The following is a 24193-nucleotide window of genomic DNA, read 5'->3' on the forward strand; positions in this document are numbered from 1 at the left end:
GAAACAGATGCACTGGAGAAAGCCATGAAACAGATTACCGGAATCTACACCGCGCCGGCGCAGCATTGGGTAGGCGATGGTTTCCCGGTTCGCTCAATGTTCTCTTATCAGACGCACGGCGAACAGCTAAGCCCCTTCCTGCTACTTGACTATGCAGGCCCTCATCACTTCCCGGCAGGGTCCGAGAAACGCGGCGTCGGCGAACATCCGCATCGCGGATTTGAAACCGTCACCGTGGTGTACTCCGGCGAAGTTGAACATCGAGACTCAACAGGCAGAGGCGGCGTTATTGGACCGGGCGATGTGCAGTGGATGACCGCAGGCGCCGGGATCCTGCACGAAGAGTTCCACTCGGCGGAATTTACCCGCTCCGGCGGCGAGCTGAAAATGATTCAGCTGTGGGTCAATCTTCCGGCTAAAGACAAGATGACGCATCCCGGCTATCAAAGCATCACGGCGGATGCCATCCCTGACGCCGAGCTGCCGGATAACGCTGGCCGCATGCGGGTGATTGCCGGGCGCTATCAGGATGTTGTCGGACCGGCGCATACCTTTTCGCCGCTTAACGTATGGGACCTGCAGCTAAACCAGAGTCATGAGGTAACCCTGCATCAGCCCGCTGGCTGGAGCACGGCGCTGGTGGTGCTGGAAGGTGAAATCGTGGTGAACGGCGAGGGTAACGCCCGCGAAGGTCAGCTGGTGGTGCTCAGCCAAAAAGGTGAAACGCTCCACCTCGCGGCCAGTAGTCACGTCAAAGTGCTGCTGATGGCCGGCGAGCCGCTGCAGGAGCCGATCGTGGGCTACGGCCCGTTTGTGATGAATACTAAAGCGCAAATCGCAGAAGCGGTTCGTGATTTTAATAGCGGCCGCTTCGGCCAAATCTGATACTGAATGAGGTGAAGAATATGTCTACCCCAGCTAACTTTAATGGTTCTCGTCCTGTTATTGATGTCAATGATACCGCCATGCTGCTGATCGACCACCAGAGCGGTCTCTTCCAGACCGTAGGCGATATGCCGATGCCGGAGTTACGGGCGCGCGCCGCCGCGCTGGCAAAAATGGCCTCGTTAGCCGGTATTCCGGTGATCACCACGGCATCGGTGCCGCAGGGACCGAACGGGCCGCTAATCCCTGAGATCCATGAGAATGCGCCCCATGCGCACTATATTGCGCGTAAGGGGGAGATCAATGCCTGGGATAATCCGGAATTTGTGGCCGCGGTAAAGGCCACCGGCCGTAAAACATTGATTATTGCCGGGACGATTACCAGCGTTTGCATGGCGTTCCCGGCGATTGCCGCCGTCGCCGACGGCTATAGAGTTTTTGCCGTCATCGATGCCTCCGGCACCTATAGCAAGATGGCGCAGGAGATCACTCTCGCCCGGGTCGTTCAGGCGGGCGTCGTGCCGATGGATACCGCCGCGGTCGCTTCCGAACTGCAGCGCACATGGAATCGACCAGACGCCGCAGAATGGGCTGAGGTTTATACTAAAGTCTTCCCGGCATACCAGCTGCTGATCGAGAGCTATGCCAAAGCGCAGGACGTGGTGAAGAATAACGAACAGCTTGATTCACAGCGTTAAAACGCCTGCCCCGCCGCGCTACGACGGGGCAGTGTTCAATGCTTAACCGAACGATAGCAAAAGAATAAATACTGCTTGACCGTTTTAGCGCAACTCCCTATAGTAGCGCCCCGTTGCCCACCCAAGGTGAGCAGCAAAACAATATGGTGAGGTGTCCGAGTGGCTGAAGGAGCACGCCTGGAAAGTGTGTATACGGCAACGTATCGGGGGTTCGAATCCCCCCCTCACCGCCATATTTTAAGAAGAGCTCATACGCAAGTACGGGCTTTTTTTTCGTCTATTGCACGCCACCGGGGGGATGAGAAGCCCCGACCGGCCGAAATAGAGTCACGGCGCGGCCATCCTTCTCGCTACAAATCATTCACCGCCATTTTATGACCGCCCTCACCCCTGCACATCGCCCTTCACTTCATCGCAGCGCGAAAGAGCAACCTCGGTTAACGATATGACGCGGTCGTACTTCACCAATAAATTTATAAACGACAAAGAGAGAACGACCAGACCGATATAGCCATATGCCAGCCCCATAACCCAATCATGACCTGCTACAGGTTTTGCTAACGTAATAACCATAGAGATTATCCCTGGCAGAATACCAAGTTTATCGACGGGGCCGACAATAAGATTGATTCTTTTACTCAGAAACTCACGTTCGTGCTTTATCTCGAGCAGCCCCAACTCCAGGGTAGGCTTGCCTAAGCGTACAAAATCCGCAAGAAAACGCTCGTCGGTTAAGGCCTCTTTTTTAATATTTTGTTCTACGCTGGCGCTGAGCGGCATGGTGAAGAAGTATTTTATCGTGTTTCGCTGCTGGTAGATTTTAATGATTGGCATGAGAATCAGCACTACATAGGAAAGTGCTATGAGTACGATCGACAAATCAATAAGCCAGCGGCCTGAGGGCTTGATCAGCATATACCCGCCCATTGCGCCAAAGGAAACCAGAACCATCCCCACTAACCCGATAAATAGCCACCGGTCAGATTTACTTTTATCGCCGGCGAGTAATTTGTTTTTTAAAGCCGCTTCATGCGACTTAAGCAATTCAATATAGTTCAGCAAACCGCTGTTATTTTCATTCATAGCGCACTCCTGCTAAAGGTGATAAAAGAGCCTGAAACACTATCCACGCTAATGATAAACTGCCGAAGCGTTACCACTCACTATCCAGGAAGGAATATGAGCACTATTGCCGTTGTTGTTCTGACTTACATTAAACCGCTTGAAGAAGTAGATGCCCAGCTTGCCGCACACGTGGAATGGCTTAAGCAAGGGTATGCTGAGGGAATATTTCTCGCGTCGGGGCGTAAAATCCCCAGGTCCGGAGGCGTGATTCTGGCTAAAGGCGATGATATGGCTGCGCTGCAAAATCGGTTAAGCCTGGACCCCTTTCAGCAATCTGGCGTCGCGAAGGCTGATATCATTCCCTTTGAAGCCACGATGACCAGCCCTTCACTGCAGGCCTTGCTGTAATTAAGCAAAAACAAAGCCCGGTTTCCCGGGCTTTGCAGACTAAGAAACTATCAGTAGTAGGCTTTCAACGCGCGCTGGCAAAGCATCGAACGCACGCAATCGTCCGTCGTAAAGCGCACGATCCCCACCATTTCATCTTCCTCAAAACGCGCCAGCGCATCGGCCAGACCCGACCGCACGCCTGAAGGTAAATCGCACTGGGTGATGTCGCCGTTGACGATAACCGTCACATTCTCCCCGAGGCGGGTCAAAAACATTTTCATTTGCGCCGCGGTCACGTTCTGGGCCTCGTCCAGAATCACCACCGCATTTTCAAATGTACGTCCGCGCATATAGGCGAACGGCGCGATTTCCACCTTGCCGATTTCCGGGCGCAGGCAGTATTGCATAAAGGAAGCCCCCAGCCTTCTCACCAGCACGTCATAAACCGGGCGGAAATAGGGAGCAAACTTCTCGGCGATATCTCCCGGTAAGAAGCCGAGGTCTTCGTCGGCCTGCAGAACGGGACGGGTAACAATAATTCTGTCCACATCTTTATGAATCAGGGCTTCAGCAGCTTTCGCCGCGCTAATCCAGGTCTTACCGCACCCGGCCTCGCCCGTGGCAAAGATCAGCTGTTTATTGTCGATGGCGTTCAAATAATGCGCCTGAGCCTCATTGCGCGCTTCAATTGGCGATAGATCGCGGCTATCCCGCGCCATGCCAATGGCTTCTACGCCACTCATTTGCACAAGCGATGTGACCGATTCTTCTTCGCGCTGCTTATGGCTTCGCGAATCCTGTCTCAGCACACGTTTGGCCTCACGACGAGCTCTGGTCACTGCTTTTTGTCTTCCCATGGATAGCACCTTGCGTTGTTGGTTTACATCACACGCGCCACGTTCGACGCGATTATGCGCACTAACGATTGAGGTTTGGCTTCCTTGTAAGCCATTGCTTGCCTGACGAATTGGCAGAGGGTCACGGCTACGCGCACCGATAACCTTGCCTGGGTTCAGATATTCTGTGATAGAGGGGGATGATTTGGCGGTGAGAAAATCGCGGCCGGAAGTGGGGCTTCCGTGCTGATGAGTACGGTATCGGGTTTGACGTTTTCCGTTACAGCAATCGGGCATTCGCGATCTCCATAATGAAACGATACTGCTGCCGAGAACTACCGCGTCTGTAATAAGTACATCAGAAATAATTCTAAGCGCAACTTATTTTTCACATACAGACAACAAATAATTCTCAAGGCGGCTCGGGAGAGTTTCCGACTATAAGATTACAGAAAAATGAAACAAGGCAGGAAATACAAAAAATGAATGGAAAAACAGCAGAAAACGCCCTGCCCCGGAGGGCAGGTACGTCAGGCTTCGACTAACGATTGACCGAGGTAATGTTGAGGGTCAACGGCCCCCGGCAGAACAAAAAAGTATCCGCCGCCAATCGGCTTCACGTACTCTTCCAGGGCTTCTCCGTTCAGCCGCTTTTGCACCGTCAGGAAGCCTTTTTCCAGATCGTACTGATAGCAGACAAACAGCAGCCCCATATCCAGCTGGCCGGAATTCGTGACCCCCAGCGAATAACTGTAGCCCCGACGCATCATCAGGCTGGAGGCCGTTTCCGGAGTGCGCGGGTTGGCCAACCGAATATGACTGTCGAGCGCAATGATTTCGCCGTCAGGATCGTTACGGTAATCGGGCACATCGTGCTCGTGCTCCATCCCCAGCGGCGCTCCGGTCAGTTTTTCGCGGCCAAAAATGGTCTGCTGCTCTTTCAGCGGCGTGCGGTCCCAAAACTCAACGTGGAACTGAATAATCCGCGCCGCCTGGTAGCTACCGCCCGTCGCCCATGCCGGTTCCCCCTGATCGGCGGTTACCCACACCACCTTGTCCATTAACGCAGTATCCGAACTCAATGGATTCGCGGTGCCGTCTTTAAAGCCCAGCAGATTCACCGGCGTCTCTTTACCCTTGCTGCGCGCGGCGCTATCGGAGATGAATCCCTCCCGCTTCCAGCGCACGCTGAGTAAATCCGGCGTGTGTTTAATCACATCCCGCAGCGCGTGAATCACCGTATCCTGAGTATTGGCGCAAATTTGCAGCAACAGATCGCCGTGACAGAGCGCCGCATCCAGCGAGTCGTTAGGAAAACGGGTCATTTTTTGCAGCTTCTTCGGCGCATGGCTGGCCAGACCGAAGCGTTCGTCAAACAGCGAATGCCCCACCGAAACGGTTATCGTCAGGTTATCCGGGGCGATCCACGGCCCAAGAATGCCCGAGTCCATCGGCGGCAGCCGCGGGTTCGGCGTCTCCGGCGCGGGCCCGCCCTTTGTCAGAAAGGCGATCCGCTGGGTCAGCAGACGAAACAGCCTTTCCAGATCCGCTTTATCACCGGCGAGGACATCAAATGCGACGATCATCATCGATGCCTGCTGCGGCGTCAGCACGCCGGCCTGGTGCAAACCATAAAACGGCTGCGCTTCCATGCGCGCATCGGGGGAGACCGTACCCGGTGAGCTTTTCTCTTTTGCCGCATGCGCCACCGGGCAGCCACCGGTCAAGGCCAGCGCGCCACCAAGCGCGCCGATCCCTTTGAGTAACCGCCGACGCGACGGTTCATTGATAGGGTATTTTTGCTCTGCCATCGACTTAATCCAGACCGAGGATCCCGCGCAGCTGGGCCAGATCTTCCGCAAGGGTGGTGATCGGGCCTTTCAGCGCGTTACGATCGGCATCCGTCAGCTTGTCGTAGGTCTCAAAACCCTCTTTGGTGCGGTATTTACCGAGGATGGCGTCAACTTTCTTGAAGTTAGCATCCACTTTTGCCAGCAGCGCGCTGTTCTCTTTTTGCAGCTGCGGACGCAGCAGGTCGACGATTTTCTGCGCGCCGTCAATGTTGGCCTGGAAGTCCCACAGGTCGGTATGGCTGTAGCGATCTTCTTCACCGCTGATTTTGCTGGCCGCCACTTCTTCAATCAAACCGGCTGCGCCGCCAACCACTTTTGACGGCGGGAACGCCAGCTCGCTGATGCGTTTTTGCAGCTCAATAACGTCAGCGTGCAGTTGATCGGCGTATTTATCCATGCCTTTGACGCTGTTATCGCCAAACAGCGCTTTTTCCAGCCGGTGGAAACCGGTGAATTTTGGATCTTCGGCTTTTTTCTCGTAGTCATCCTCGCGGGCGTCAATGCTGCCATCAAGGTCAGAGAACAGCTCAGCGATCGGCTCGATACGTTCATAGTGCTGACGCGTTGGCGCATACAGCGCTTTTGCTTTCTCGATATCGCCTGCTTTCACCGCATCGGTAAAGGCTTTGGTGCTGCTCACCAGTTGCGCAGTCTCGGCGCTAACCCAGGCTTTATAGGCGGTAATCGCTTCGCCGAGGCTAAGCAGCGCATCGGCTTTCGCGGCACCCTGGATCGCCTCTCCGGTCACCGTCAGTTTGCCTTTCGGGTTAGTCAGCAGGCCGCAGGTCATATCATATTCACCCGGCTGCAGGTTTGCCGTTAGCTTTTGCGTAAAGCCGGGGGCAATATTCTCGCGCTCTTCAACCACCATCACGCCTTTCAGGATCTCCCATTCCAGCGCTTTCTGGCTGTGGTTCTGAATGATGAACTGAGTTTTACCCGCTTTGACGGTGACGTTCATTGGCTCGCACTGTTTATCAGTAACGGTAACTTTTACCTGCGGAATATCGGCCGCCTGGGCGTAAAATGCAGAGCTGAATAGCGCGGCAACGGTAAGCTGCAGCGCAGTGCGACGAAAATGATTCATCATGATGACCATCCCTTTCGATAAGTATGTTGTAACTATTTGAATTCGCGATGCCCGACTACGCGGCTCGGGATGCGGTGGTGTTATTGCCCGACGGCAGCGCGAACAGCACCAGCGCCGGAACCAAATAGATAAAGTAGACCGCCACTTCGCTGATAGTCGGCGTTTCCTGATAGCCGAAAATCCCCTCCAGCAGCGTCCCGAAGAGCGTATGCGTCGAAATCACGTTGCTGAGATCGAAGGCGACGTCCTGAAAATGGTTCCACAATCCGGCTTCATGGAAAGCGCGAATAGCCCCGGCCGCCAGACCTGCGGCAACCAGCAAAATAAACAGGCTGGTCCATTTGAAAAAGACGCCGAGATTCATGCGGATACCGCCCCAGTAGATCAGGAATCCTAAAACGATTGCCGTTCCCAACCCAAGCATCGCTCCGATGGGCGGCCAGATACCCACATCCTGCTGGAACGCCGCCAGCAGGAAGAATACGGACTCCAGACCTTCGCGAGCGACGGCGAAAAACACCATCATCACCAGCGCCCAGCCATGGTGGTTGCCGCGCTGAAGCGCATTATCGACCGCCTGTTCAAGCTGCTGTTTGACGTTGCGCGACACTTTGCGCATCCAGAAGACCATCCAGGTCAGAATACACACCGCCACCACCGCCACGATGCCTTCGAATAATTCCTGCTCGCGTTGCGGGAATTCGCCGGTCGTTTCGTTGATAAAGATCCCCAGCCCCAGGCACAGCGCCGCCGCCAGGAAAACGCCAATCCACATAACGCTAATCCAGTTCCCGCGCTGGGTGCGTTTCAGATAGCTGGCAATCAGGCTGACAATCAGCGCGGCCTCGAGGCCTTCACGTAACATGATGAGAAATGGGACAAACATACCAAAACCCTTAAATGTGAACCGCAGTCAATTGATGCAAAGTTAGGTAAATATTTCTGATAGTGATTATCATTACAATAATCAGAAACACAAGTGAAATGTGTAGGGAATGATGACGATTTGTAAATTAATCGCTAACAAATAATGAGCTACGGAATTATTTCTCTGCCTTAAGCCATCCCTGCAGGATAAGGGGATTTTTTGCGCCGGATATTTACCCGGCCGAAGAGCTGTGGCTAAATGGCGACCTTATTTACTGCGAAATGAACAACATGACTCAATTCCTGCACTTCCTGCTGGCGCTGGCGGTTATCCTCGCGCTCGCCTGGCTTGCCAGCTACGACCGTAAAAAAATCCGCATTCGCTATATTATCCAGTTAATTATTATTGAAGTTGCGCTGGCTTTCTTTTTTCTCCACGCCGAAAGCGGCCTGTGGCTAGTGAAAAATATCGCATCCTTTTTTGAATCACTGCTCGGCTTTGCCGCCGAAGGCACCAACTTTGTATTTGGCGGCATGAGTGAAAAAGGGCTGGCGTTTATTTTCCTTGGCGTGCTGTGCCCTATTGTCTTTATCTCCGCGCTCATCGGTATTCTTCAGCACTGGCGTATTCTGCCGATTTTTATTCGCCTGATTGGTACCCTGTTATCGAAAGTTAACGGTATGGGTAAGCTGGAATCTTTCAACGCGGTCAGTTCGCTGATCCTCGGGCAATCAGAGAACTTTATTGCCTATAAGGGCGTGCTCGGCGATCTCTCTTCGCGCCGCCTGTTCACCATGTCGGCCACTGCAATGTCGACGGTTTCGCTGTCCATTGTCGGCGCTTATATGAGTATGCTCGACGCGAAATATGTCGTTGCCGCGCTGATCCTGAATATGTTCAGCACTTTTATTGTGCTGTCGATCATTAATCCGACGCGACCAGGCAGCGAGGAAGAGATCAAGCTTGAGAAGCTTCATGAATCGCAGAGCTTCTTTGAAATGCTCGGTGAATATATTCTGGCCGGATTCAAAGTCGCCATGATTATTCTGGCGATGCTGATTGGCTTTATCGCCTTAATTAGCGCCATTAACGCGCTCTTCGCCACCCTGTTTGGCCTGAGCTTCCAGCAGATACTCGGCTATGTCTTCTATCCGCTGGCGTGGCTGATTGGTATCCCGCTAAGCGATGCGCTGAACGCCGGCAGTATTATGGCGACTAAGCTGGTGGCCAATGAATTTGTCGCCATGATTGAGCTACAAAAAATCGCTGCCAGCATGACGCCGCGCGGGCTGGGTATCTTATCAGTGTTCCTGGTCTCCTTCGCCAACTTCGCTTCTATCGGCATCATCGCCGGGGCGATTAAGGGTCTGAACGAGCAGCAGGGGAATATCGTTTCCCGCTTTGGCCTGCGGCTGGTGTATGGCGCAACGCTGGTCAGCCTGCTCTCTGCCAGCTTTGCTGGTCTGGTACTGTAACCGCAGTTATTGCCTGTGATCCCGGGGGCGGCGCAGAGCGCCTTGCCCGGGCTGGCAGCTCGTACGAGCTGAGGTTGCGTAGCCCGGGTAAGGCATTAGCCGCAACCCGGGTCTTTCATCAGATGCAAATTAAAAGTGCACGCAGACCGGCTGGTCAACGCGCATGACCGACTCCTGTGCAAAGCGCGATTTATAGGTATTGCGCAGCGCCTCAATCCCCTCTTCGCTCTTCGCATCTTTGCCATGGATCAGCATCAGCGCCTTGCTCTGCTCGCGCGCCACGGTTCCGTCATTGCCGAGCCACTGACCGCGCGCGTCAAAGACCGTCAGGCCATCGCGAAAGCGCGTCGTCACGTCGCGATCAACGAACTGCTGCCACTCCTGGGCGGTAATGTCCTTCCCGGCCGGACGGCTTAAGCCAAAATAGAGCGTGGTTTGCACCATGGCGTTATCCGCCGGGCAGGCGTCAGCATCCGCCGCCGGAGCCATCTTCGCGGCGGGCGCTACGCAGCCGCTTAAAATCCCTGCCAGTACTAACGCCATCGCACCCTGTTTGACACTCATCTTGCTACCCTCATTGATATTTATGCTCAGATATCAGCGTATTTTCAATCGATTAGCAAGAGTCACAAACAATAAAGCCCGCATGATGCGGGCTTGATGATGCGACAGAGCATTACTCGGCGGTCGCGCGCACCGGCGGCGCGGAGTGGTAATGGGCGTCCGCTTCGGCAAAGCGTTTTTGCATTTCTGCGGAAGGCGCTTTACCCAGCAGGCTGAAGACCACAATTCCGATGCTACCGAAAATAAAGCCCGGGATAATTTCATACAGGCCCAGCCAGGCGAACTGTTTCCAGACAATCACCGTGACGGCGCCGATGATCATCCCGGCCAGCGCGCCGTTACGCGTCATTCGCGACCACATCACCGAGAACAGCACCACCGGACCAAACGCAGCGCCGAAGCCGGCCCAGGCGTAGCTCACCAGCCCCAGCACACGGTTCTCCGGGTTCGCTGCAAGGGCAATGGAGACCAGCGCCACGGCCAGCACCATAAAGCGGCCAACCCATACCAGCTCCTGCTGACCGGCATTTTTACGCAAAAACGCTTTATACAGATCTTCGGTGATGGCGCTCGAGCAAACCAGCAGCTGGCAGCTCAGGGTCGACATGACCGCCGCCAGGATCGCCGACAGCAGAATCCCGGCAATCCACGGGTTGAACAGAATCTGCGCCAGTTCGATAAAGACGCGTTCAGCGTTCTGATTAACTGCGCCCGCCACGCCCGGGTTGTTGTTGAAGTAAGCGATGCCGAAGAAGCCAACGGCTACGGCCCCCGCCAGGCAGAGGATCATCCAGGTCATGCTGATACGACGGGCGTGTACGATGCTATGGTGCGAGTCCGCCGCCATAAAGCGCGCCAGGATATGCGGCTGGCCAAAATAGCCCAGCCCCCAGCCCATCAGCGAAATAATCGCCACGAAGTTCAGCCCTTTCAGCATATCAACGTTCTCAATGCTCTTTTGCTTGATAACCTCCAGCGATTCGCCAAAGCCGCCGACCGAAATAATCACCATGACCGGCGTCAGGATCAGGGCAAATATCATCAGGCTGGCCTGGACGGTATCGGTCCAGCTCACCGCAAGGAAACCGCCGACGAAGGTATAAATAATGGTTGCCGCCGCGCCGGCCCACAGCGCGGTTTCATAGCTCATGCCAAAGGTGCTTTCAAACAGACGCGCGCCGGCCACAATACCGGATGCGCAATAGATGGTGAAAAATAACAGAATCACCAGCGCCGAGATAATTCGCAGCACCCGGCTTTTATCTTCAAAACGGCCGGTGAAATAATCCGGCAGCGTCAGCGCGTTATTATTCACCTCGGTGTGTACCCGCAAACGCCCCGCCACCAGCTTCCAGTTAATCCATGCGCCTAGCGTCAGGCCAATGGCAATCCAGCTTTCGGAAATCCCGGAGATAAATATTGCGCCGGGCAGCCCCATCAGCAGCCAACCGCTCATATCTGAAGCGCCGGCGGAGAGCGCGGTGACGAATGGGCCAAGGCTGCGGCCGCCGAGAATATAATCATCAAAGTTCTTCGTCGAACGCCAGGCAATAAAACCGATGAGTACCATGCCAAAAATATAAACAATAAAAGTCACCAACATGGGTGTGCTAATAGCCATGTAAAAATCTCCAGAATTTTTTGTCGACAGCGTCCAGATTTGTCGTTTTATCCACTACCGGAACGGGGCAATGGCCTTTTGGTTGTATTGGGCGACCGTATCCTGACGGAAGCTTTGTTTTTTCACAAATGATTTAACACAGCATTTACACTAAATGCATCGGGGACCAAACTTCATTTTGTAATAGGTTGCACTCTCTCACGTTTTTATCGGTTGCACCACGTAAAAGTGTTAAGTCACGCAGATAAAACCCCAAATATAAAGGGAATGAATAGCTGCTATTAACGCCATACAATTTAACAATTACGGCAATTTCAGGCCTGCAGCACAATTCTCAATTAACAAGGTTGCACAAAGTTGCAACATGGTAGATATTTCTACGCAACCTCATCACTGCACAGAAGCGAACTTCGCCAAATCAATCACTCGGCGTCCGGGCGGCAAATTTATCAGCATCCGGCGACATCGTTAACCTTGTGGCCGGAGCGTGGTAATGCAGCCAATAAAGAGGCGGGTTGAAGGATAAAGCGAATGACCAATAACAGGAGTTCCTGACATGGGCACCACCACCATGGGTGTAAAACTTGACGACGCGACGCGCGAACGTATTAAATCCGCGGCGAGCCGTATTGACCGTACGCCGCACTGGCTGATTAAGCAGGCCATTTTCAATTATCTGGAAAAGCTGGAAAACGACGAGACGCTGCCTGAGCTACCGGCGTTACTTTCCGGCGCGGCTAACGAAAGCGATGAAACGGGCAGTCCGGGCGATGAGCCCTGGCAGCCGTTCCTCGAATTCGCTGAGCAGATCCTGCCGCAGTCCGTCTCCCGCGCGTCAATTACCGCCGCCTGGCGTTGGGCCGAAACCGACGCCGTGCCGATGCTGCTGGAGCAGGCTCGCCTGCCGCAGAATCTCGGCGAGCAGGCCCACAAGCTGGCATATCAGCTGGCGGAGAAGCTGCGCAACCAGAAAACCGCCAGCGGCCGCGCAGGAATGGTGCAGAGCCTGCTGCAGGAGTTCTCGCTCTCGTCGCAGGAAGGCGTGGCCCTGATGTGCCTGGCGGAGGCGCTGCTGCGCATTCCCGACAAAGCCACCCGCGATGCCCTGATCCGCGACAAAATCAGCAACGGCAACTGGCAATCGCATATCGGCCGCAGCCCCTCGCTGTTCGTCAATGCCGCCACCTGGGGGCTACTGTTTACCGGCAAGCTGGTCTCGACCCATAACGAAACCAGCCTGTCGCGTTCGCTGAACCGTATTATCGGCAAGAGCGGCGAACCGCTGATTCGTAAAGGCGTCGATATGGCGATGCGCCTGATGGGCGAGCAGTTCGTCACCGGCGAAACCATCGCCGAAGCGCTGGCCAATGCCCGCAAGCTGGAAGACAAAGGCTTCCGCTACTCCTACGATATGCTGGGCGAAGCGGCGCTGACCGCTGACGATGCCCAGGCCTATATGGTTTCCTATCAGCAGGCTATTCATGCCATAGGCAAAGCCTCGAACGGCCGGGGGATTTATGAAGGGCCGGGCATTTCGATTAAACTCTCCGCGCTGCATCCGCGCTATAGCCGCGCCCAGTACGATCGCGCGATGGATGAGCTTTACCCGCGCCTGAAATCGCTAACCCTGCTGGCTCGCCAGTACGATATCGGTATCAACATTGACGCCGAAGAGGCCGATCGCCTGGAGATCTCGCTCGATCTGCTGGAAAAACTCTGCTTTGAGCCGGAGCTGGCGGGCTGGAACGGGATTGGCTTTGTGATCCAGGCCTATCAGAAACGCTGCCCGTTTGTCATTGACTACCTGATCGACCTGGCTACCCGCAGCCGTCGCCGCCTGATGATTCGTCTGGTAAAAGGCGCCTACTGGGATAGCGAAATCAAACGCGCGCAGATGGACGGGCTCGAAGGCTATCCGGTCTATACCCGCAAGGTTTATACCGATGTCTCCTATCTGGCCTGCGCGAAAAAGCTGCTGGCGGTGCCGAACCTGATCTATCCGCAGTTCGCAACGCATAACGCCCACACCCTGGCAGCGATTTATCAGCTCGCCGGACAAAACTACTACCCCGGTCAGTATGAGTTCCAGTGCCTGCACGGCATGGGCGAACCGCTGTATGAGCAGGTGACCGGCAAAGTCGCCGATGGCAAACTCAACCGTCCCTGCCGTATTTATGCGCCGGTGGGCACCCACGAAACGCTGCTGGCCTACCTTGTGCGTCGCCTGCTGGAAAACGGCGCTAACACCTCGTTCGTGAACCGCATCGCCGACAGCACCCTGCCGCTGGATGAGCTGGTTGCTGACCCGGTCGCCGCCGTGGAAAAACTGGCCCAGCAGGAAGGTCAGGTTGGCCTGCCGCATCCGAAAATCCCGCTGCCGCGCGATCTCTACGGCAAGGGGCGCAGTAACTCAGCCGGTCTGGATCTGGCCAACGAGCATCGCCTGGCCTCCCTCTCTTCCTCGCTCTTAAACAGCGCGCTGCATAAATGGCAGGCGCTGCCGATGCTGGAACAGCCGGTTGCCGAAGGCGAAATGCAGCCAGTCATCAACCCGGCGGAGCCAAAAGATATCGTCGGCCACGTGCGCGAAGCCAGCGAGGCTGAAGTTCAGCTGGCGCTGACCAGCGCGGTCAACAACGCGCCGATCTGGTTCGCCACCCCGCCGCAGGAGCGCGCGGCGATCCTCGAACGCGCTGCGGTACTGATGGAAGGCCAGATGCCAACGCTGATGGGTATCCTGGTGCGCGAGGCGGGAAAAACCTTCAGCAATGCCATTGCCGAAGTGCGTGAAGCGGTGGATTTCCTGCACTATTACGCAGGCCAGGTGCGCGCGGATTTTGATAACGAAACCCATCGTCCGCTCGGCCCGGTAGTGTGTATCAGCCCGTGGAACTTCCCGCTGGCAATCTTTACCGGACAAATTGCTGCCGCGCTGGCGGCCGGCAACACCGTTCTGGCGAAACCCGCGGAACAGACGCCGCTGATCGCCGCTCAGGGCGTCGCTATCCTGCTGGAAGCGGGCGTACCGCCGGGGGTTATTCAACTGCTGCCGGGCCGCGGAGAAACCGTCGGTGCGGCGCTGACTTCCGACGAGCGCGTTCGCGGCGTGATGTTCACCGGCTCAACCGAAGTCGCCACGCTACTGCAGCGCAATATCGCCAGCCGCCTGGATGCTCAGGGTCGCCCGACGCCGCTCATCGCTGAAACCGGCGGCATGAACGCGATGATCGTTGACTCTTCCGCCCTGACCGAACAGGTGGTGATCGACGTTCTTGCCTCGGCGTTCGACAGCGCGGGACAGCGCTGCTCTGCGCTGCGCGTGCTCTGCCTGCAGGATGATATCGCCGACCATACGCTGACGATGCTGCGCGGCGCGATGGCCGAGTGCCGGATGGGCAATCCGGGCCGCCTGACTACCGATATCGGGCCGGTTATTGACGCCGAAGCCAAAGAGAACATTGAGCGCCATATTCAGACGCTGCGCGCCAAAGGGCGCAAAGTCTTCCAGGCGGTGCGCGAAACCAGTGAAGATTCGCGCGAGTGGACCAGCGGTACGTTCGTTCCACCGACGCTGATCGAACTCGACAGCTTCGACGAGCTGAAAAAAGAGGTCTTCGGCCCGGTGCTCCACGTGGTGCGCTATAACCGCAACGAGCTGGACGGGCTGGTTGAGCAGATCAACGCCTCGGGTTATGGCCTGACCCTGGGCGTGCATACCCGTATCGACGAAACCATCGCGCAGGTCACCGGCAACGCCAACGTCGGCAACCTGTACGTCAACCGTAATATGGTTGGCGCCGTGGTCGGCGTGCAGCCGTTCGGCGGCGAGGGCCTGTCGGGTACGGGTCCAAAAGCCGGCGGCCCGCTGTATCTGTACCGACTGCTCTCCAGCCGGCCGCAGAACGCAGTCGGGATCACCCTCGCCCGCCAGGATGCGGAGTACCCGCTGGACGCGCAGTTGAAAACGCTGCTGGAGAAACCGCTGCTCGCGTTACAGCAGTGGGCTAAAGACCGCCCGGAACTGCAGGCCCTGTGCCAACAGTTCAGCGAACAGGCGCAGGCCGGTACCCAGCGTCTGCTTCCGGGCCCAACCGGTGAGCGCAACACCCTGACCTTTATGCCGCGCGACCGCGTGCTGTGCGTCGCCGATAACGAGCAGGACGCGCTCACCCAGCTGGCGGGCGTGACCGCCGTGGGGTGCGAAGTGCTGTGGCCTGACGCGCCTCTGCAGCGCGAGCTGGCAAAAAAACTGCCGCGCGAAGTCAGCGAACGGATCCACTTTGCCAAAGCGGAAACCCTGGCGAGCGAACCTTTCGATGCGGTTATCTACCACGGCGATTCCGATCAGCTGCGTGAGCTGTGTGAACAGGTAGCGGCGCGCGATGGCGCGATTGTTTCGGTGCAGGGCTTCGCCCGCGGCGAGAGCAATCTGCTGCTGGAGCGGCTCTATATTGAACGTTCGCTCAGCGTCAATACCGCCGCAGCCGGCGGCAACGCCAGCCTGATGACGATTGGCTAAGCCTGCTTCCCGGGTTGCGGCTGATGCCTTACCCGGGCTACCCAACCACAGCCCGCACTATCAGTAGCCCGGGCAAGGCGCTCCGCGCCGCCCCCGGGAAAGCAGACGGCACAACGTCAGCTAATGACACCAGACGCAGGCTGTGGTTAATTAAGGCTCCCGGACGGGAGCTTTTTTTATGGGAGTTGACCAATGAAACGCACTTTACTCGCTTTTGCCGCGCTGCTGGCAAGCACCCATGCGCTGGCGGACGAATGTAGCAACGCCAGCAATCAAACGGAAATGAACCAGTGCACCGCCGAGCAGTACCAGGCTGACGACAAAAAATTAAATGAAACGTATCAGGAAGCGCTGAAGCGCGCCTCTGAAAAACAGCAGGAACTGCTGAAAAAAGCGCAGCTGACGTGGATTGCCCTGCGCGACGCCGACTGTCAATTCCTCGCCTCCGGCGCAGAAGGCGGCAGCGTACAGCCGATGCTGATCAACCAGTGCATGTCCGATAAAACCGTCGAGCGCGAGTCGTATCTCGCTTCGCTGCTGCAGTGCGAGGATGGCGATCAGAGCTGCCCGCTGCCGCCCGCCAATTAACGCACCCGAATCCCTTCGATAATCATCCGCTGGACGTTATCGACGGTTTGCTGAAAAAACGCCTCATCGCGCAGCGTCGCGCCGGTTACCGCCTCAACCTGAGTGGCGAAATCGGCGTAATGCTGCGTAGTCGCCCAGATCATAAAGATCAGATGCTGCGGGTCGACGGGCGCCAGCCTGCCGCTCTCAACCCAGCCGGAAATAATCGCCGACTTCTCATCTACCAACGCTTTCAGATCGCCGGTCAGCTCGCCCATCAGCAGCGGCGCACCTTGCAGCATCTCCAGACAAAACAGCTTTGACGCCTGCGGGTGATCGCGGGAAACCTCCAGCTTAAGGCGAATATATTCGCCGATGGCCACCAGCGGACTGATGTCTTCACGAAACGCCTTGAGCGGCGCCAGCCAGATAGCCAGGATCTGCTGCAGCACCGCGATATACAGTGCTTCTTTCGAGGGGTAGTAATAGAGCAAATTGGTTTTCGACACCCCGGCCAGCTCGGCAACCTGCTCAAGCCGCGTGCCGTGAATGCCATACTGCGAGAACGCGTCCAGCGCGGCGGCCAGAATAGCCTCTTTTTTTGCGCTCACCGCCTGTGAACGTTTGCCGATCTTTTTCACGCCGCCCTGTGCCATGCATTATCTCCTTCATTTCCCGCCATCAGCATAGCAAAAGCCCAGCGCCGGCACGACTCTGTGCACCCCGATTGCGCACGACTGCGGCTTTTTCGTGCACCGATTTTGACCATTCAGTCCACTTTTATTGCTGCCATTTTCAGCAACCATAACGCAACACATTAATAACATTAGCCTTTGTAAAACTGGCATCGCCTTTGCTTTATCTTTCAGGCGAGGTGATTGAGGGAGATGCAGGATGCAGCGCCGCGCCTTCTTGTTCAACGACATGCAGAGAGGTAGGTATGAAAATTGGTGTCTTCGTTCCGATTGGTAATAACGGCTGGCTGATTTCCACCCATGCTCCCCAGTACATGCCGACGTTTGAGCTCAATAAGGCTATCGTGCAAAAAGCCGAACACTACGGCTTCGATTTCGCGCTATCGATGATCAAACTGCGCGGCTTCGGCGGCAAAACCGAATTCTGGGATCATAATCTGGAGTCCTTCACCCTGATGGCCGGACTGGCCGCCGTGACTTCACGCATCCAGATCTACGCCACCGCCGCCACCCTGACCTTGCCCCCGGCGATCGTCGCCCGCATGGCCTCAACCATTGACTCTATCTCCGGCGGCCGCTTTGGCGTCAATCTGGTCACCGGCTGGCAAAAGCCGGAGTACGAGCAGATGGGCATCTGGCCGGGCGATGACTATTTTGCCAGCCGCTATGACTACCTCACCGAATATGTCCAGGTCCTGCGCGACCTGTGGGGAACCGGGCGCAGCGACTTCAAAGGCGACTACTTCACCATGAATGACTGTCGGGTCAGCCCGCAGCCGTCGCAGCCGATGAAGGTCATCTGCGCCGGGCAAAGCGATGCCGGTATGGCGTTCTCCGCCCAACACGCTGACTATAACTTCTGCTTCGGTAAAGGCGTGAACACCCCTGCCGCCTTTGCCCCCACCGCCGCCCGGATGATGCAGGCGGCGGAAAAAACCGGCCGCGACGTCGGCTCCTACGTCCTGTTTATGGTGATTGCCGACGAAACCGACGAGGCAGCCCGGGCCAAATGGGAGCATTACAAAGCCGGCGCGGATGACGAGGCGCTGGCGTGGCTGACCGAACAGAGCCAGAAAGACACCCGTTCCGGCAGCGACACCAACGTGCGCCAGATGGCCGATCCCACCTCGGCGGTCAATATCAACATGGGCACTCTTGTGGGCTCCTACGCCAATGTCGCCCGTATGCTCGACGAGGTGGCGGCGGTTCCCGGCACCGACGGCGTGCTGCTGACGTTTGATGATTTCCTTATCGGTATCGAAGCCTTTGGACAGCGCATTCAGCCGCTGATGCGCTGCCGCGACCATATTGCCACCATGACTCAAGAGGTTGCCTGATGATTACCCTGCCCGCTCGCCCGGAATCCCTGACCTTCGCGCCGCTACAAAGCGCGCTGATCGTCGTCGATATGCAGAACGCCTACGCCAGCCAGGGCGGCTATCTCGACCTCGCCGGCTTTGATGTTTCCACCACCCGACCGGTTATCGACAATATCAACCTCGCCGTGGCCGCCGCGCGCGCCGCCGGGATGCTGGTTATCTGGTTTCAGAACGGCTGGGATGACCAGTACGTGGAGGCCGGCGGCCCCGGTTCGCCCAATTTTCATAAATCCAACGCGCTGAAAACCATGCGCCAGAACCCGGAGCTGCAGGGCAAGCTGCTGGCGAAAGGCGGCTGGGACTATCAGCTGGTCGATCAGCTTAAGCCGCAGCCCGGCGATATCGTGCTGCCGAAACCGCGCTACAGCGGCTTCTTTAATACCGCGCTCGACAGCATCCTGCGCAGCCGCGGCATCCGCCATCTGGTGTTTACCGGCATCGCCACCAACGTCTGCGTGGAATCAACCCTGCGCGACGGCTTTTTCCTCGAATATTTCGGCATCGTGCTGGAGGACGCTACGCACCAGGCCGGTCCGGCGTTTGCCCAGCAGGCGGCGCTGTTTAATATCGAAACCTTCTTTGGCTGGGTCAGCGATGTCGCCAGCTTCTGTAATGCCCTTGAGCCCGCCGCGCCGCACGCATTTACCGAGGAGAAACGTTATGCCTAAACAGGTGATTATTCCGCCAGGCACCACCGCGCCTATCGCACCGTTTGTTCCCGGCACGCTGGCCGACGGCGTGGTTTACGTCTCCGGCACCCTGCCGTTCGATAAGCAAAATAACGTGGTTTACATCGGCGACCCAAAGGCGCAAACCCGCCACGTGCTGGAAACCATCAGGAGCGTTATCGAGACGGCGGGGGGCAGTATGGCGGATGTGACCTTCAACAGCATCTTTATCACCGACTGGAAAAACTACGCCGCGATTAACGAAGTCTACGCGGAGTTCTTCCCCGGCGACAAACCGGCGCGTTTCTGCATTCAGTGCGGGCTGGTGAAGCCCGAAGCGCTGGTGGAGATCGCCACCGTCGCCCATATCGGGAAACCGGCATGATGAAGCTGAATATCTCCCCGGCGCCTTATCCCGGCGCGCCGGTGGTGGTTCTGAGCGCCGGGCTCGGCGGCGCGGGCGGCTACTGGCTGCCGCAGCGTTCGGCGCTGGAAGCGCACTACCAGCTGGTGAGCTATGACCACAACGGCACCGGCGAAAACGGCGGCCCGTTGCCCGCCGGCTATAGCATGGCGCAGATGGCGCAGGAGCTCTACGCGGCGCTGCTGGAGGCGGGTATTGGGCGCTTTGCGCTGGTCGGCCACGCCCTGGGGGCGCTGATTGGCCTGCAGCTCGCGCTGGACCATCCCGAAGCGATAAGCGCCCTGGTACTGGTGAACGGCTGGCTGACGCTCTCCCCGCATACTCGCCGCTGCTTCCTGGTGCGCGAGCGCCTGCTGCACGCGGGCGGCGCGCAGGCGTGGGTAGAAGCGCAGCCGCTGTTCCTCTATCCGGCGGAGTGGATGGCTTCTCGCCTACCGCGTCTGGAGGCCGAAGACGCGCTCGCCATCAGCCATTTCCAGGGCAAAGAGAATCTGCTGAAAAGGCTGAATGCTCTCAAGCAGGCCGACTTTTCGCGCCGGGCGGCAGCCATCGTCTGCCCGACGCTGGTTATCAGCGCCGCTGACGATCTGCTGGTCCCGGCCTCCTGCTCCCGCCTGCTGCAGGCGGCAATCCCCGACAGCCAACTGGTGGAAATGGCCTGGGGCGGCCACGCCTGCAACGTCACCGATAGCGCCACCTTTAACCCTATTTTATGCGACGGGCTGGCCGCGATGCTGCCCGTACCCCAGGAGAACCTATGAGCGAAGCCATTAGCCCGGCCGCCTGCGCCGCGCTGTTCACCGAGGCCCGAACCCACAACGGCTGGCTGGATAAGCCGGTCAGCGACGCGCAGCTGCGCGAACTCTACGACTTGCTGAAAATGGGGCCGACCTCCGCCAACTGCTCCCCGGCGCGCTTCGTTTTCGTCCGCACCCCGGAAGGTAAAGAGAAGCTGCGCCCGGCCCTGTCGAGCGGCAACATCGCGAAGACCCTGCAGGCGCCAGTCACCGCTATTGTCGCCTGGGACCGCGCGTTCTATGACCGGCTGCCGGAGCTGTTCCCCCACGGCGACGCCCGCAGCTGGTTTACCTCCAGTTCGCAAATGGCGGAGGAGACCGCCTTTCGCAACAGCTCATTGCAGGCGGCATACCTGATTTTCGCCTGCCGCGCGCTGGGCCTGGATACCGGTCCGATGTCGGGTTTTGACCGCGAAAAAGTCGATGCGGCGTTTTTTGCCGACGGCGCCTGGAAAAGCAACCTGCTGATTAATATCGGCTACGGCGATCCCGGTAAACTGTACGCGCGCCTGCCGCGTCTGTCCTTTGATGATGCCTGCCAGCTGGTATAAGGAGCCCGCATGTCTCTTGCCGATAAACAAAGCTTTCGCGACGCCATGGCCCACGTCGGAGCGGCGGTGAACATTATCACCACCGATGGTCCCGCAGGCCGCGCAGGATTTACCGCCAGCGCGGTTTGCAGCGTCACCGACGCGCCGCCCACGCTGCTGGTCTGCCTGAATCGTTCAGCCTCGGTATGGCCGATCTTCAGCCAGCATCAGGCGCTGTGCGTTAATACCCTGGCGGCCGGTCAGGAAGGACTCTCGAACCTTTTCGGCGGTAAAACGCCGATGGCGGAGCGCTTCGCCGCCGCCGACTGGCAAACCGGCGCGACCGGCTGCCCGCGTCTGGAGGCAGCGCTGGTCAGCTTCGACTGCCGCATCAGCCAGATCGTCAGCGTCGGGACGCACGACATTCTGTTTTGCGAAGTGGCGGCGATTGTTCGCCATCCGGAACCGCGTGGACTGATGTGGTTCGATCGCGGCTACCACACGCTGATGCGTCCAGCCTGTTAACCCTAAACCCAGGATCTCATCATGGCTCTCTTCGATTTTCCTCGCTGGCAGTTAACCTCCCCCTCCGCCGCGTCCGGCGTCGTGGCCCCCGATGAACGGCTGTCGGTCGGGCAAACCGTGGTGATGGGCGTTCAGCACGCGGTGGCGATGTTTGGCGCAACCGTTCTGATGCCAATCCTGATGGGGTTAGATCCTAATCTGTCGATCCTGATGTCCGGCGTCGGCACCCTGCTGTTCTTTTTGGTCACCGGCGGGCGCGTGCCGAGCTACCTTGGTTCCAGCGCCGCCTTTGTCGGCGTGGTCATCGCCGTCACCGGCTTCAACGGCCAGGGGCTTAACCCGCACCTTAGCGTCGCGTTGGGCGGAATTATCCTCTGCGGACTGGTGTATACCCTGATTGGTCTGGTAGTGATGAAACTCGGTACCCGCTGGATTGAGCGGCTGATGCCGCCAGTGGTCACCGGCGCGGTGGTGATGGCGATTGGTCTTAATCTGGCCCCTATTGCGGTTCGCAGCGTATCAGCGACGCCGTTCGACGGCTGGATGGCGGTGCTGACCGTGCTCTGTATCGGCCTGGTGGCAGTGTTTACCCGCGGGATGCTGCAGCGGCTGCTGATCCTCGTCGGGCTGATTATCGCCTGCGCCCTCTACGCGCTGCTGGCCAACGGCCTCGGGCTGGGCAAGCCGCTGGATTTTAGCCTGCTTGCGCAGGCGGCGTGGTTCGGTTTGCCGCAGCTGACCGCCCCGACCTTTAACGGCCAGGCAATGATGCTGATCGCTCCCGTGGCGGTAATTCTGGTGGCGGAAAATCTCGGCCACCTGAAGGCGGTTGCCGGGATGACCGGGCGCAATATGGACCCGTATATGGGCCGCGCGTTCGTCGGCGACGGGCTGGCAACGATGCTCTCCGGCTCGGTTGGCGGCAGCGGCGTGACTACCTATGCGGAGAATATCGGCGTGATGGCGGTCACCAAAGTGTACTCGACGCTGGTGTTCGTCGCGGCGGCGCTGATTGCGATGCTGCTTGGGTTTTCACCGAAATTCGGCGCACTGATCCATACCATTCCGGGACCGGTGATCGGCGGCGCATCGATCGTGGTGTTTGGCCTGATTGCCGTCGCGGGCGCGCGAATTTGGGTACAGAATCGGGTGGATCTGAGCCAGAATGCGAATCTGATTATGGTGGCAGTGACGCTGGTGCTGGGGGCGGGCGATTTTGCGCTTTCGCTCGGTGGCTTTACCCTCGGCGGGATCGGCACGGCCACCTTCGGCGCGATTCTGCTCCACGCTCTGCTTAACCGCCGTCCGCGTGAGGCCGGGCAAACCAACGTCACCCCGGTATGAAAGCGTGCAACGCCAGCAGACCCGTACCGGGAAATCCCCGGTCGCGCTACGCTTACCGGGGCGACAAAACAGCGCCAACCCGTAGCCCGGCTAAGGCATTAGCCGCAGGGCGGGGGCTACTTCCGCTTAGCGGCATCTGCATGCATCGGGATAAAAAAAACCGCCGACTACACGTCGGCGGTGAGGGCGATGGGGTTTGCTCTGGAGATTAACCCCTATCGGCAGACAATCAGGACGGCGCTAGCTATCGCGGCTGCCGTGACTGTTTTTTCCCCCTTTTTTACCAGCTTCGGAAGCGCGCTGAGGATCGTTTTTAAAGTTTCCCCCGCTATGCTGGCCACCTTTACGACCTGCTTCTGATGCTCTTTCACGGTCTTCAGCAAAGTTGCCGGTACCGCCACGATGGTTTGCCATTACTGACCTCCATTTAGGTTAGACATCATGCTGCATTAGGTGAAACAAAAGGCCTTAGCCTCCGCGATCCCATTTTCCGATCGCGTACTGTTAAGGTTAGCGAATACAGAAGCGGCTGTAGGCAGATAGTCATATCCTGAAATAGATTTCTGATAACAACCGCCGCTATGGCGCACATTCTGCGCTAAGCAACTCTTATGACAGCCTAAAATAGCGCCGCCAAAGATGTATCTTTTTGCAACAGCCGCTATTTTTTGCATTTTTGTTATAAATCAAACAAATGATTGTTACATTTGCACTCTTCGCCAGAGATCTTATCTTTAAAGGTAGCCAGTCGTCTGGCTGGCGCATAACGCAACCGAGGAGTGATGCAAATGGCTAAGATTCTGGTGCTTTATTATTCAATGTACGGACACATCGAGACCATGGCGCATGCCGTCGCCGAAGGGGCTAACAAAGTCGATGGCGTGGAAGTGGTCGTGAAGCGCGTGCCGGAAACCATGCAGGCAGAGGTTTTTGCCAAAGCAGGCGGGAAAACACAAAACGCCCCCGTTGCCACACCGCAGGAGCTGGCTGAGTACGATGCCATCATCTTTGGTACCCCTACCCGCTTCGGCAACATGTCCGGGCAGATGCGCACCTTCCTCGATCAAACTGGCGGTCTGTGGGCATCCGGCGCGCTGTACGGCAAACTGGCCAGCGTATTCAGCTCAACCGGTACCGGCGGCGGTCAGGAACAGACCATCACCTCCACCTGGACCACCCTTGCCCACCACGGGATGATCATTGTGCCGATTGGCTACGGCGCTCAGGAGCTGTTTGATGTCTCGCAGGTTCGCGGCGGCACGCCTTACGGCGCCACCACCATTGCCGGCGGAGACGGATCGCGTCAGCCAAGTGAAGAAGAATTGGCCATTGCCCGCTATCAGGGTCAACACGTTGCAGGTCTGGCAGTTAAATTACACGGTTAATCTTCAGCAGGAGGA

23 protein-coding genes and 1 tRNA gene are annotated in these 24193 nt (G+C 57.4%); 15 read left to right on the plus strand and 9 right to left on the minus strand.

Features of this window, described 5'->3' with window-relative positions; all coding sequences use genetic code 11:
- Nucleotides 1-24: 24 nt before the first annotated feature.
- The 3 genes from ACSIPU_RS19960 (at nucleotide 25) to ACSIPU_RS19970 (ending at nucleotide 1816) form a co-directional block, all read left to right on the plus strand.
- Complete coding sequence (locus ACSIPU_RS19960; RefSeq protein WP_024274020.1) at nucleotides 25-885, plus strand: pirin family protein; 861 nt, start codon at nucleotides 25-27, stop codon at nucleotides 883-885.
- Nucleotides 886-905: 20 nt separating this feature from the next.
- Nucleotides 906-1583 (plus strand): isochorismatase family protein, encoded by a 678-nt coding sequence (locus tag ACSIPU_RS19965; protein ID WP_004101006.1) that lies wholly within the window; start codon nucleotides 906-908, stop codon nucleotides 1581-1583.
- Between the two features lie 145 nt (nucleotides 1584-1728).
- Nucleotides 1729-1816, plus strand: a tRNA-Ser gene (locus ACSIPU_RS19970).
- 151 nt (nucleotides 1817-1967) lie between these two features.
- On the opposite strand, the gene ACSIPU_RS19975 is transcribed toward ACSIPU_RS19970, so the two are convergent.
- A complete protein-coding gene (locus ACSIPU_RS19975; RefSeq protein ID WP_023320700.1) occupies nucleotides 1968-2666 on the minus strand; it encodes a hypothetical protein in 699 nt (232 codons plus the stop codon).
- A gap of 96 nt (nucleotides 2667-2762) precedes the next feature.
- Here ACSIPU_RS19975 and ACSIPU_RS19980 point away from each other — a divergent pair, with 96 nt between their 5' ends.
- Nucleotides 2763-3056, plus strand: coding sequence for a YciI family protein (locus ACSIPU_RS19980; RefSeq protein ID WP_004112116.1), 294 nt, complete (start codon nucleotides 2763-2765; stop codon nucleotides 3054-3056).
- A 50-nt stretch (nucleotides 3057-3106) separates the two neighbouring features.
- Here the strand turns inward: ACSIPU_RS19980 and phoH are convergent, their stop codons facing one another.
- From phoH to efeU, 4 genes are all read right to left on the minus strand, one after another.
- Complete coding sequence (phoH, locus tag ACSIPU_RS19985) at nucleotides 3107-3895, minus strand: phosphate starvation-inducible protein PhoH (RefSeq protein WP_017146145.1); 789 nt, start codon at nucleotides 3893-3895, stop codon at nucleotides 3107-3109.
- 509 nt (nucleotides 3896-4404) lie between these two features.
- Complete coding sequence (gene efeB / locus ACSIPU_RS19990; protein ID WP_017146146.1) at nucleotides 4405-5685, minus strand: iron uptake transporter deferrochelatase/peroxidase subunit; 1281 nt, start codon at nucleotides 5683-5685, stop codon at nucleotides 4405-4407.
- A gap of 4 nt (nucleotides 5686-5689) precedes the next feature.
- Nucleotides 5690-6817 carry an iron uptake system protein EfeO gene (gene efeO / locus ACSIPU_RS19995; RefSeq protein ID WP_017146147.1) on the minus strand — a complete coding sequence of 376 codons (1128 nt, stop codon included), beginning with the start codon at nucleotides 6815-6817 and terminating at the stop codon, nucleotides 5690-5692.
- A gap of 55 nt (nucleotides 6818-6872) precedes the next feature.
- Nucleotides 6873-7703 (minus strand): iron uptake transporter permease EfeU, encoded by an 831-nt coding sequence (efeU, locus tag ACSIPU_RS20000; RefSeq protein WP_004100994.1) that lies wholly within the window; start codon nucleotides 7701-7703, stop codon nucleotides 6873-6875.
- A 272-nt stretch (nucleotides 7704-7975) separates the two neighbouring features.
- Between efeU and ACSIPU_RS20005 the strand changes: the two genes are divergently transcribed.
- Complete coding sequence (locus ACSIPU_RS20005) at nucleotides 7976-9160, plus strand: NupC/NupG family nucleoside CNT transporter (RefSeq protein WP_023329481.1); 1185 nt, start codon at nucleotides 7976-7978, stop codon at nucleotides 9158-9160.
- A 129-nt stretch (nucleotides 9161-9289) separates the two neighbouring features.
- On the opposite strand, the gene ACSIPU_RS20010 is transcribed toward ACSIPU_RS20005, so the two are convergent.
- Complete coding sequence (locus ACSIPU_RS20010; protein WP_004112099.1) at nucleotides 9290-9724, minus strand: DUF3574 domain-containing protein; 435 nt, start codon at nucleotides 9722-9724, stop codon at nucleotides 9290-9292.
- Nucleotides 9725-9836: 112 nt separating this feature from the next.
- Complete coding sequence (gene putP / locus ACSIPU_RS20015) at nucleotides 9837-11345, minus strand: sodium/proline symporter PutP (RefSeq protein ID WP_004100988.1); 1509 nt, start codon at nucleotides 11343-11345, stop codon at nucleotides 9837-9839.
- A gap of 556 nt (nucleotides 11346-11901) precedes the next feature.
- Here putP and putA point away from each other — a divergent pair.
- Nucleotides 11902-15864: a trifunctional transcriptional regulator/proline dehydrogenase/L-glutamate gamma-semialdehyde dehydrogenase gene (gene putA / locus ACSIPU_RS20020; protein ID WP_004112096.1), complete on the plus strand. Its 3963-nt coding sequence runs from the start codon at nucleotides 11902-11904 to the stop codon at nucleotides 15862-15864.
- A 192-nt stretch (nucleotides 15865-16056) separates the two neighbouring features.
- The gene (locus ACSIPU_RS20025) at nucleotides 16057-16452 is read left to right on the plus strand and encodes a lysozyme inhibitor LprI family protein (protein ID WP_004100983.1); all 396 of its coding nucleotides are present in this window, start codon (nucleotides 16057-16059) and stop codon (nucleotides 16450-16452) included.
- On the opposite strand, the gene rutR is transcribed toward ACSIPU_RS20025, so the two are convergent.
- Complete coding sequence (gene rutR, locus ACSIPU_RS20030; protein WP_004100981.1) at nucleotides 16449-17087, minus strand: HTH-type transcriptional regulator RutR; 639 nt, start codon at nucleotides 17085-17087, stop codon at nucleotides 16449-16451. The genes ACSIPU_RS20025 and rutR overlap by 4 nt on opposite strands.
- A gap of 284 nt (nucleotides 17088-17371) precedes the next feature.
- Between rutR and rutA the strand changes: the two genes are divergently transcribed.
- From rutA to rutG, 7 genes are read left to right on the plus strand one after another with little or no spacing between them, the layout of a single operon-like run.
- Complete coding sequence (rutA, locus tag ACSIPU_RS20035) at nucleotides 17372-18463, plus strand: pyrimidine utilization protein A (RefSeq protein ID WP_004100980.1); 1092 nt, start codon at nucleotides 17372-17374, stop codon at nucleotides 18461-18463.
- Nucleotides 18463-19173, plus strand: a complete 711-nt coding sequence (gene rutB, locus ACSIPU_RS20040) for a pyrimidine utilization protein B (protein ID WP_004100975.1) — start codon at nucleotides 18463-18465, stop codon at nucleotides 19171-19173. The genes rutA and rutB overlap by 1 nt, the downstream gene beginning before the upstream one ends.
- Nucleotides 19166-19558: a pyrimidine utilization protein C gene (rutC, locus tag ACSIPU_RS20045; protein ID WP_004100974.1), complete on the plus strand. Its 393-nt coding sequence runs from the start codon at nucleotides 19166-19168 to the stop codon at nucleotides 19556-19558. Before rutB ends, rutC begins: the two co-directional genes overlap by 8 nt.
- On the plus strand, nucleotides 19555-20358 hold the full coding sequence (rutD, locus tag ACSIPU_RS20050; protein WP_004112078.1) for a pyrimidine utilization protein D: 804 nt from the start codon (nucleotides 19555-19557) through the stop codon (nucleotides 20356-20358). The genes rutC and rutD overlap by 4 nt, the downstream gene beginning before the upstream one ends.
- On the plus strand, nucleotides 20355-20945 hold the full coding sequence (locus tag ACSIPU_RS20055; protein WP_004112075.1) for a malonic semialdehyde reductase: 591 nt from the start codon (nucleotides 20355-20357) through the stop codon (nucleotides 20943-20945). The genes rutD and ACSIPU_RS20055 overlap by 4 nt, the downstream gene beginning before the upstream one ends.
- Before the next feature lie 9 nt (nucleotides 20946-20954).
- A complete protein-coding gene (gene rutF, locus ACSIPU_RS20060; RefSeq protein ID WP_004100971.1) occupies nucleotides 20955-21449 on the plus strand; it encodes an NADH-dependent FMN reductase RutF in 495 nt (164 codons plus the stop codon).
- Nucleotides 21450-21470: 21 nt separating this feature from the next.
- Nucleotides 21471-22793, plus strand: coding sequence for a pyrimidine utilization transport protein G (gene rutG, locus ACSIPU_RS20065; protein WP_004100970.1), 1323 nt, complete (start codon nucleotides 21471-21473; stop codon nucleotides 22791-22793).
- A gap of 240 nt (nucleotides 22794-23033) precedes the next feature.
- Here the strand turns inward: rutG and ACSIPU_RS20070 are convergent, their stop codons facing one another.
- Nucleotides 23034-23207: a general stress protein gene (locus ACSIPU_RS20070; protein ID WP_004100969.1), complete on the minus strand. Its 174-nt coding sequence runs from the start codon at nucleotides 23205-23207 to the stop codon at nucleotides 23034-23036.
- A gap of 374 nt (nucleotides 23208-23581) precedes the next feature.
- Between ACSIPU_RS20070 and wrbA the strand changes: the two genes are divergently transcribed.
- Nucleotides 23582-24178 (plus strand): NAD(P)H:quinone oxidoreductase, encoded by a 597-nt coding sequence (wrbA, locus tag ACSIPU_RS20075; protein ID WP_004100968.1) that lies wholly within the window; start codon nucleotides 23582-23584, stop codon nucleotides 24176-24178.
- Nucleotides 24179-24193 lie beyond the last annotated feature (15 nt).

The sequence above is a fragment of the Klebsiella sp. HN106 genome (genome assembly GCF_051209435.1).
GTDB classification, from domain to species: domain Bacteria; phylum Pseudomonadota; class Gammaproteobacteria; order Enterobacterales; family Enterobacteriaceae; genus Klebsiella; species Klebsiella oxytoca.

Excerpts from the sequence above, each read along its gene's own strand:
- ACSIPU_RS19960 (WP_024274020.1), top strand. The coding sequence starts at position 25 with ATGAAACAGATTACCGGAATCTACACCGCGCCGGCGCAGCATTGGGTA.
- ACSIPU_RS19965 (WP_004101006.1), top strand. The coding sequence starts at position 906 with ATGTCTACCCCAGCTAACTTTAATGGTTCTCGTCCTGTTATTGATGTC.
- ACSIPU_RS19975 (WP_023320700.1), bottom strand. The coding sequence starts at position 2,666 with ATGAATGAAAATAACAGCGGTTTGCTGAACTATATTGAATTGCTTAAG.
- ACSIPU_RS19980 (WP_004112116.1), top strand. The coding sequence starts at position 2,763 with ATGAGCACTATTGCCGTTGTTGTTCTGACTTACATTAAACCGCTTGAA.
- phoH (WP_017146145.1), bottom strand. The coding sequence starts at position 3,895 with ATGGGAAGACAAAAAGCAGTGACCAGAGCTCGTCGTGAGGCCAAACGT.
- efeB (WP_017146146.1), bottom strand. The coding sequence starts at position 5,685 with ATGGCAGAGCAAAAATACCCTATCAATGAACCGTCGCGTCGGCGGTTA.
- efeO (WP_017146147.1), bottom strand. The coding sequence starts at position 6,817 with ATGATGAATCATTTTCGTCGCACTGCGCTGCAGCTTACCGTTGCCGCG.
- efeU (WP_004100994.1), bottom strand. The coding sequence starts at position 7,703 with ATGTTTGTCCCATTTCTCATCATGTTACGTGAAGGCCTCGAGGCCGCG.
- ACSIPU_RS20005 (WP_023329481.1), top strand. The coding sequence starts at position 7,976 with ATGACTCAATTCCTGCACTTCCTGCTGGCGCTGGCGGTTATCCTCGCG.
- ACSIPU_RS20010 (WP_004112099.1), bottom strand. The coding sequence starts at position 9,724 with ATGAGTGTCAAACAGGGTGCGATGGCGTTAGTACTGGCAGGGATTTTA.
- putP (WP_004100988.1), bottom strand. The coding sequence starts at position 11,345 with ATGGCTATTAGCACACCCATGTTGGTGACTTTTATTGTTTATATTTTT.
- putA (WP_004112096.1), top strand. The coding sequence starts at position 11,902 with ATGGGCACCACCACCATGGGTGTAAAACTTGACGACGCGACGCGCGAA.
- ACSIPU_RS20025 (WP_004100983.1), top strand. The coding sequence starts at position 16,057 with ATGAAACGCACTTTACTCGCTTTTGCCGCGCTGCTGGCAAGCACCCAT.
- rutR (WP_004100981.1), bottom strand. The coding sequence starts at position 17,087 with ATGGCACAGGGCGGCGTGAAAAAGATCGGCAAACGTTCACAGGCGGTG.
- rutA (WP_004100980.1), top strand. The coding sequence starts at position 17,372 with ATGAAAATTGGTGTCTTCGTTCCGATTGGTAATAACGGCTGGCTGATT.
- rutB (WP_004100975.1), top strand. The coding sequence starts at position 18,463 with ATGATTACCCTGCCCGCTCGCCCGGAATCCCTGACCTTCGCGCCGCTA.
- rutC (WP_004100974.1), top strand. The coding sequence starts at position 19,166 with ATGCCTAAACAGGTGATTATTCCGCCAGGCACCACCGCGCCTATCGCA.
- rutD (WP_004112078.1), top strand. The coding sequence starts at position 19,555 with ATGATGAAGCTGAATATCTCCCCGGCGCCTTATCCCGGCGCGCCGGTG.
- ACSIPU_RS20055 (WP_004112075.1), top strand. The coding sequence starts at position 20,355 with ATGAGCGAAGCCATTAGCCCGGCCGCCTGCGCCGCGCTGTTCACCGAG.
- rutF (WP_004100971.1), top strand. The coding sequence starts at position 20,955 with ATGTCTCTTGCCGATAAACAAAGCTTTCGCGACGCCATGGCCCACGTC.
- rutG (WP_004100970.1), top strand. The coding sequence starts at position 21,471 with ATGGCTCTCTTCGATTTTCCTCGCTGGCAGTTAACCTCCCCCTCCGCC.
- ACSIPU_RS20070 (WP_004100969.1), bottom strand. The coding sequence starts at position 23,207 with ATGGCAAACCATCGTGGCGGTACCGGCAACTTTGCTGAAGACCGTGAA.
- wrbA (WP_004100968.1), top strand. The coding sequence starts at position 23,582 with ATGGCTAAGATTCTGGTGCTTTATTATTCAATGTACGGACACATCGAG.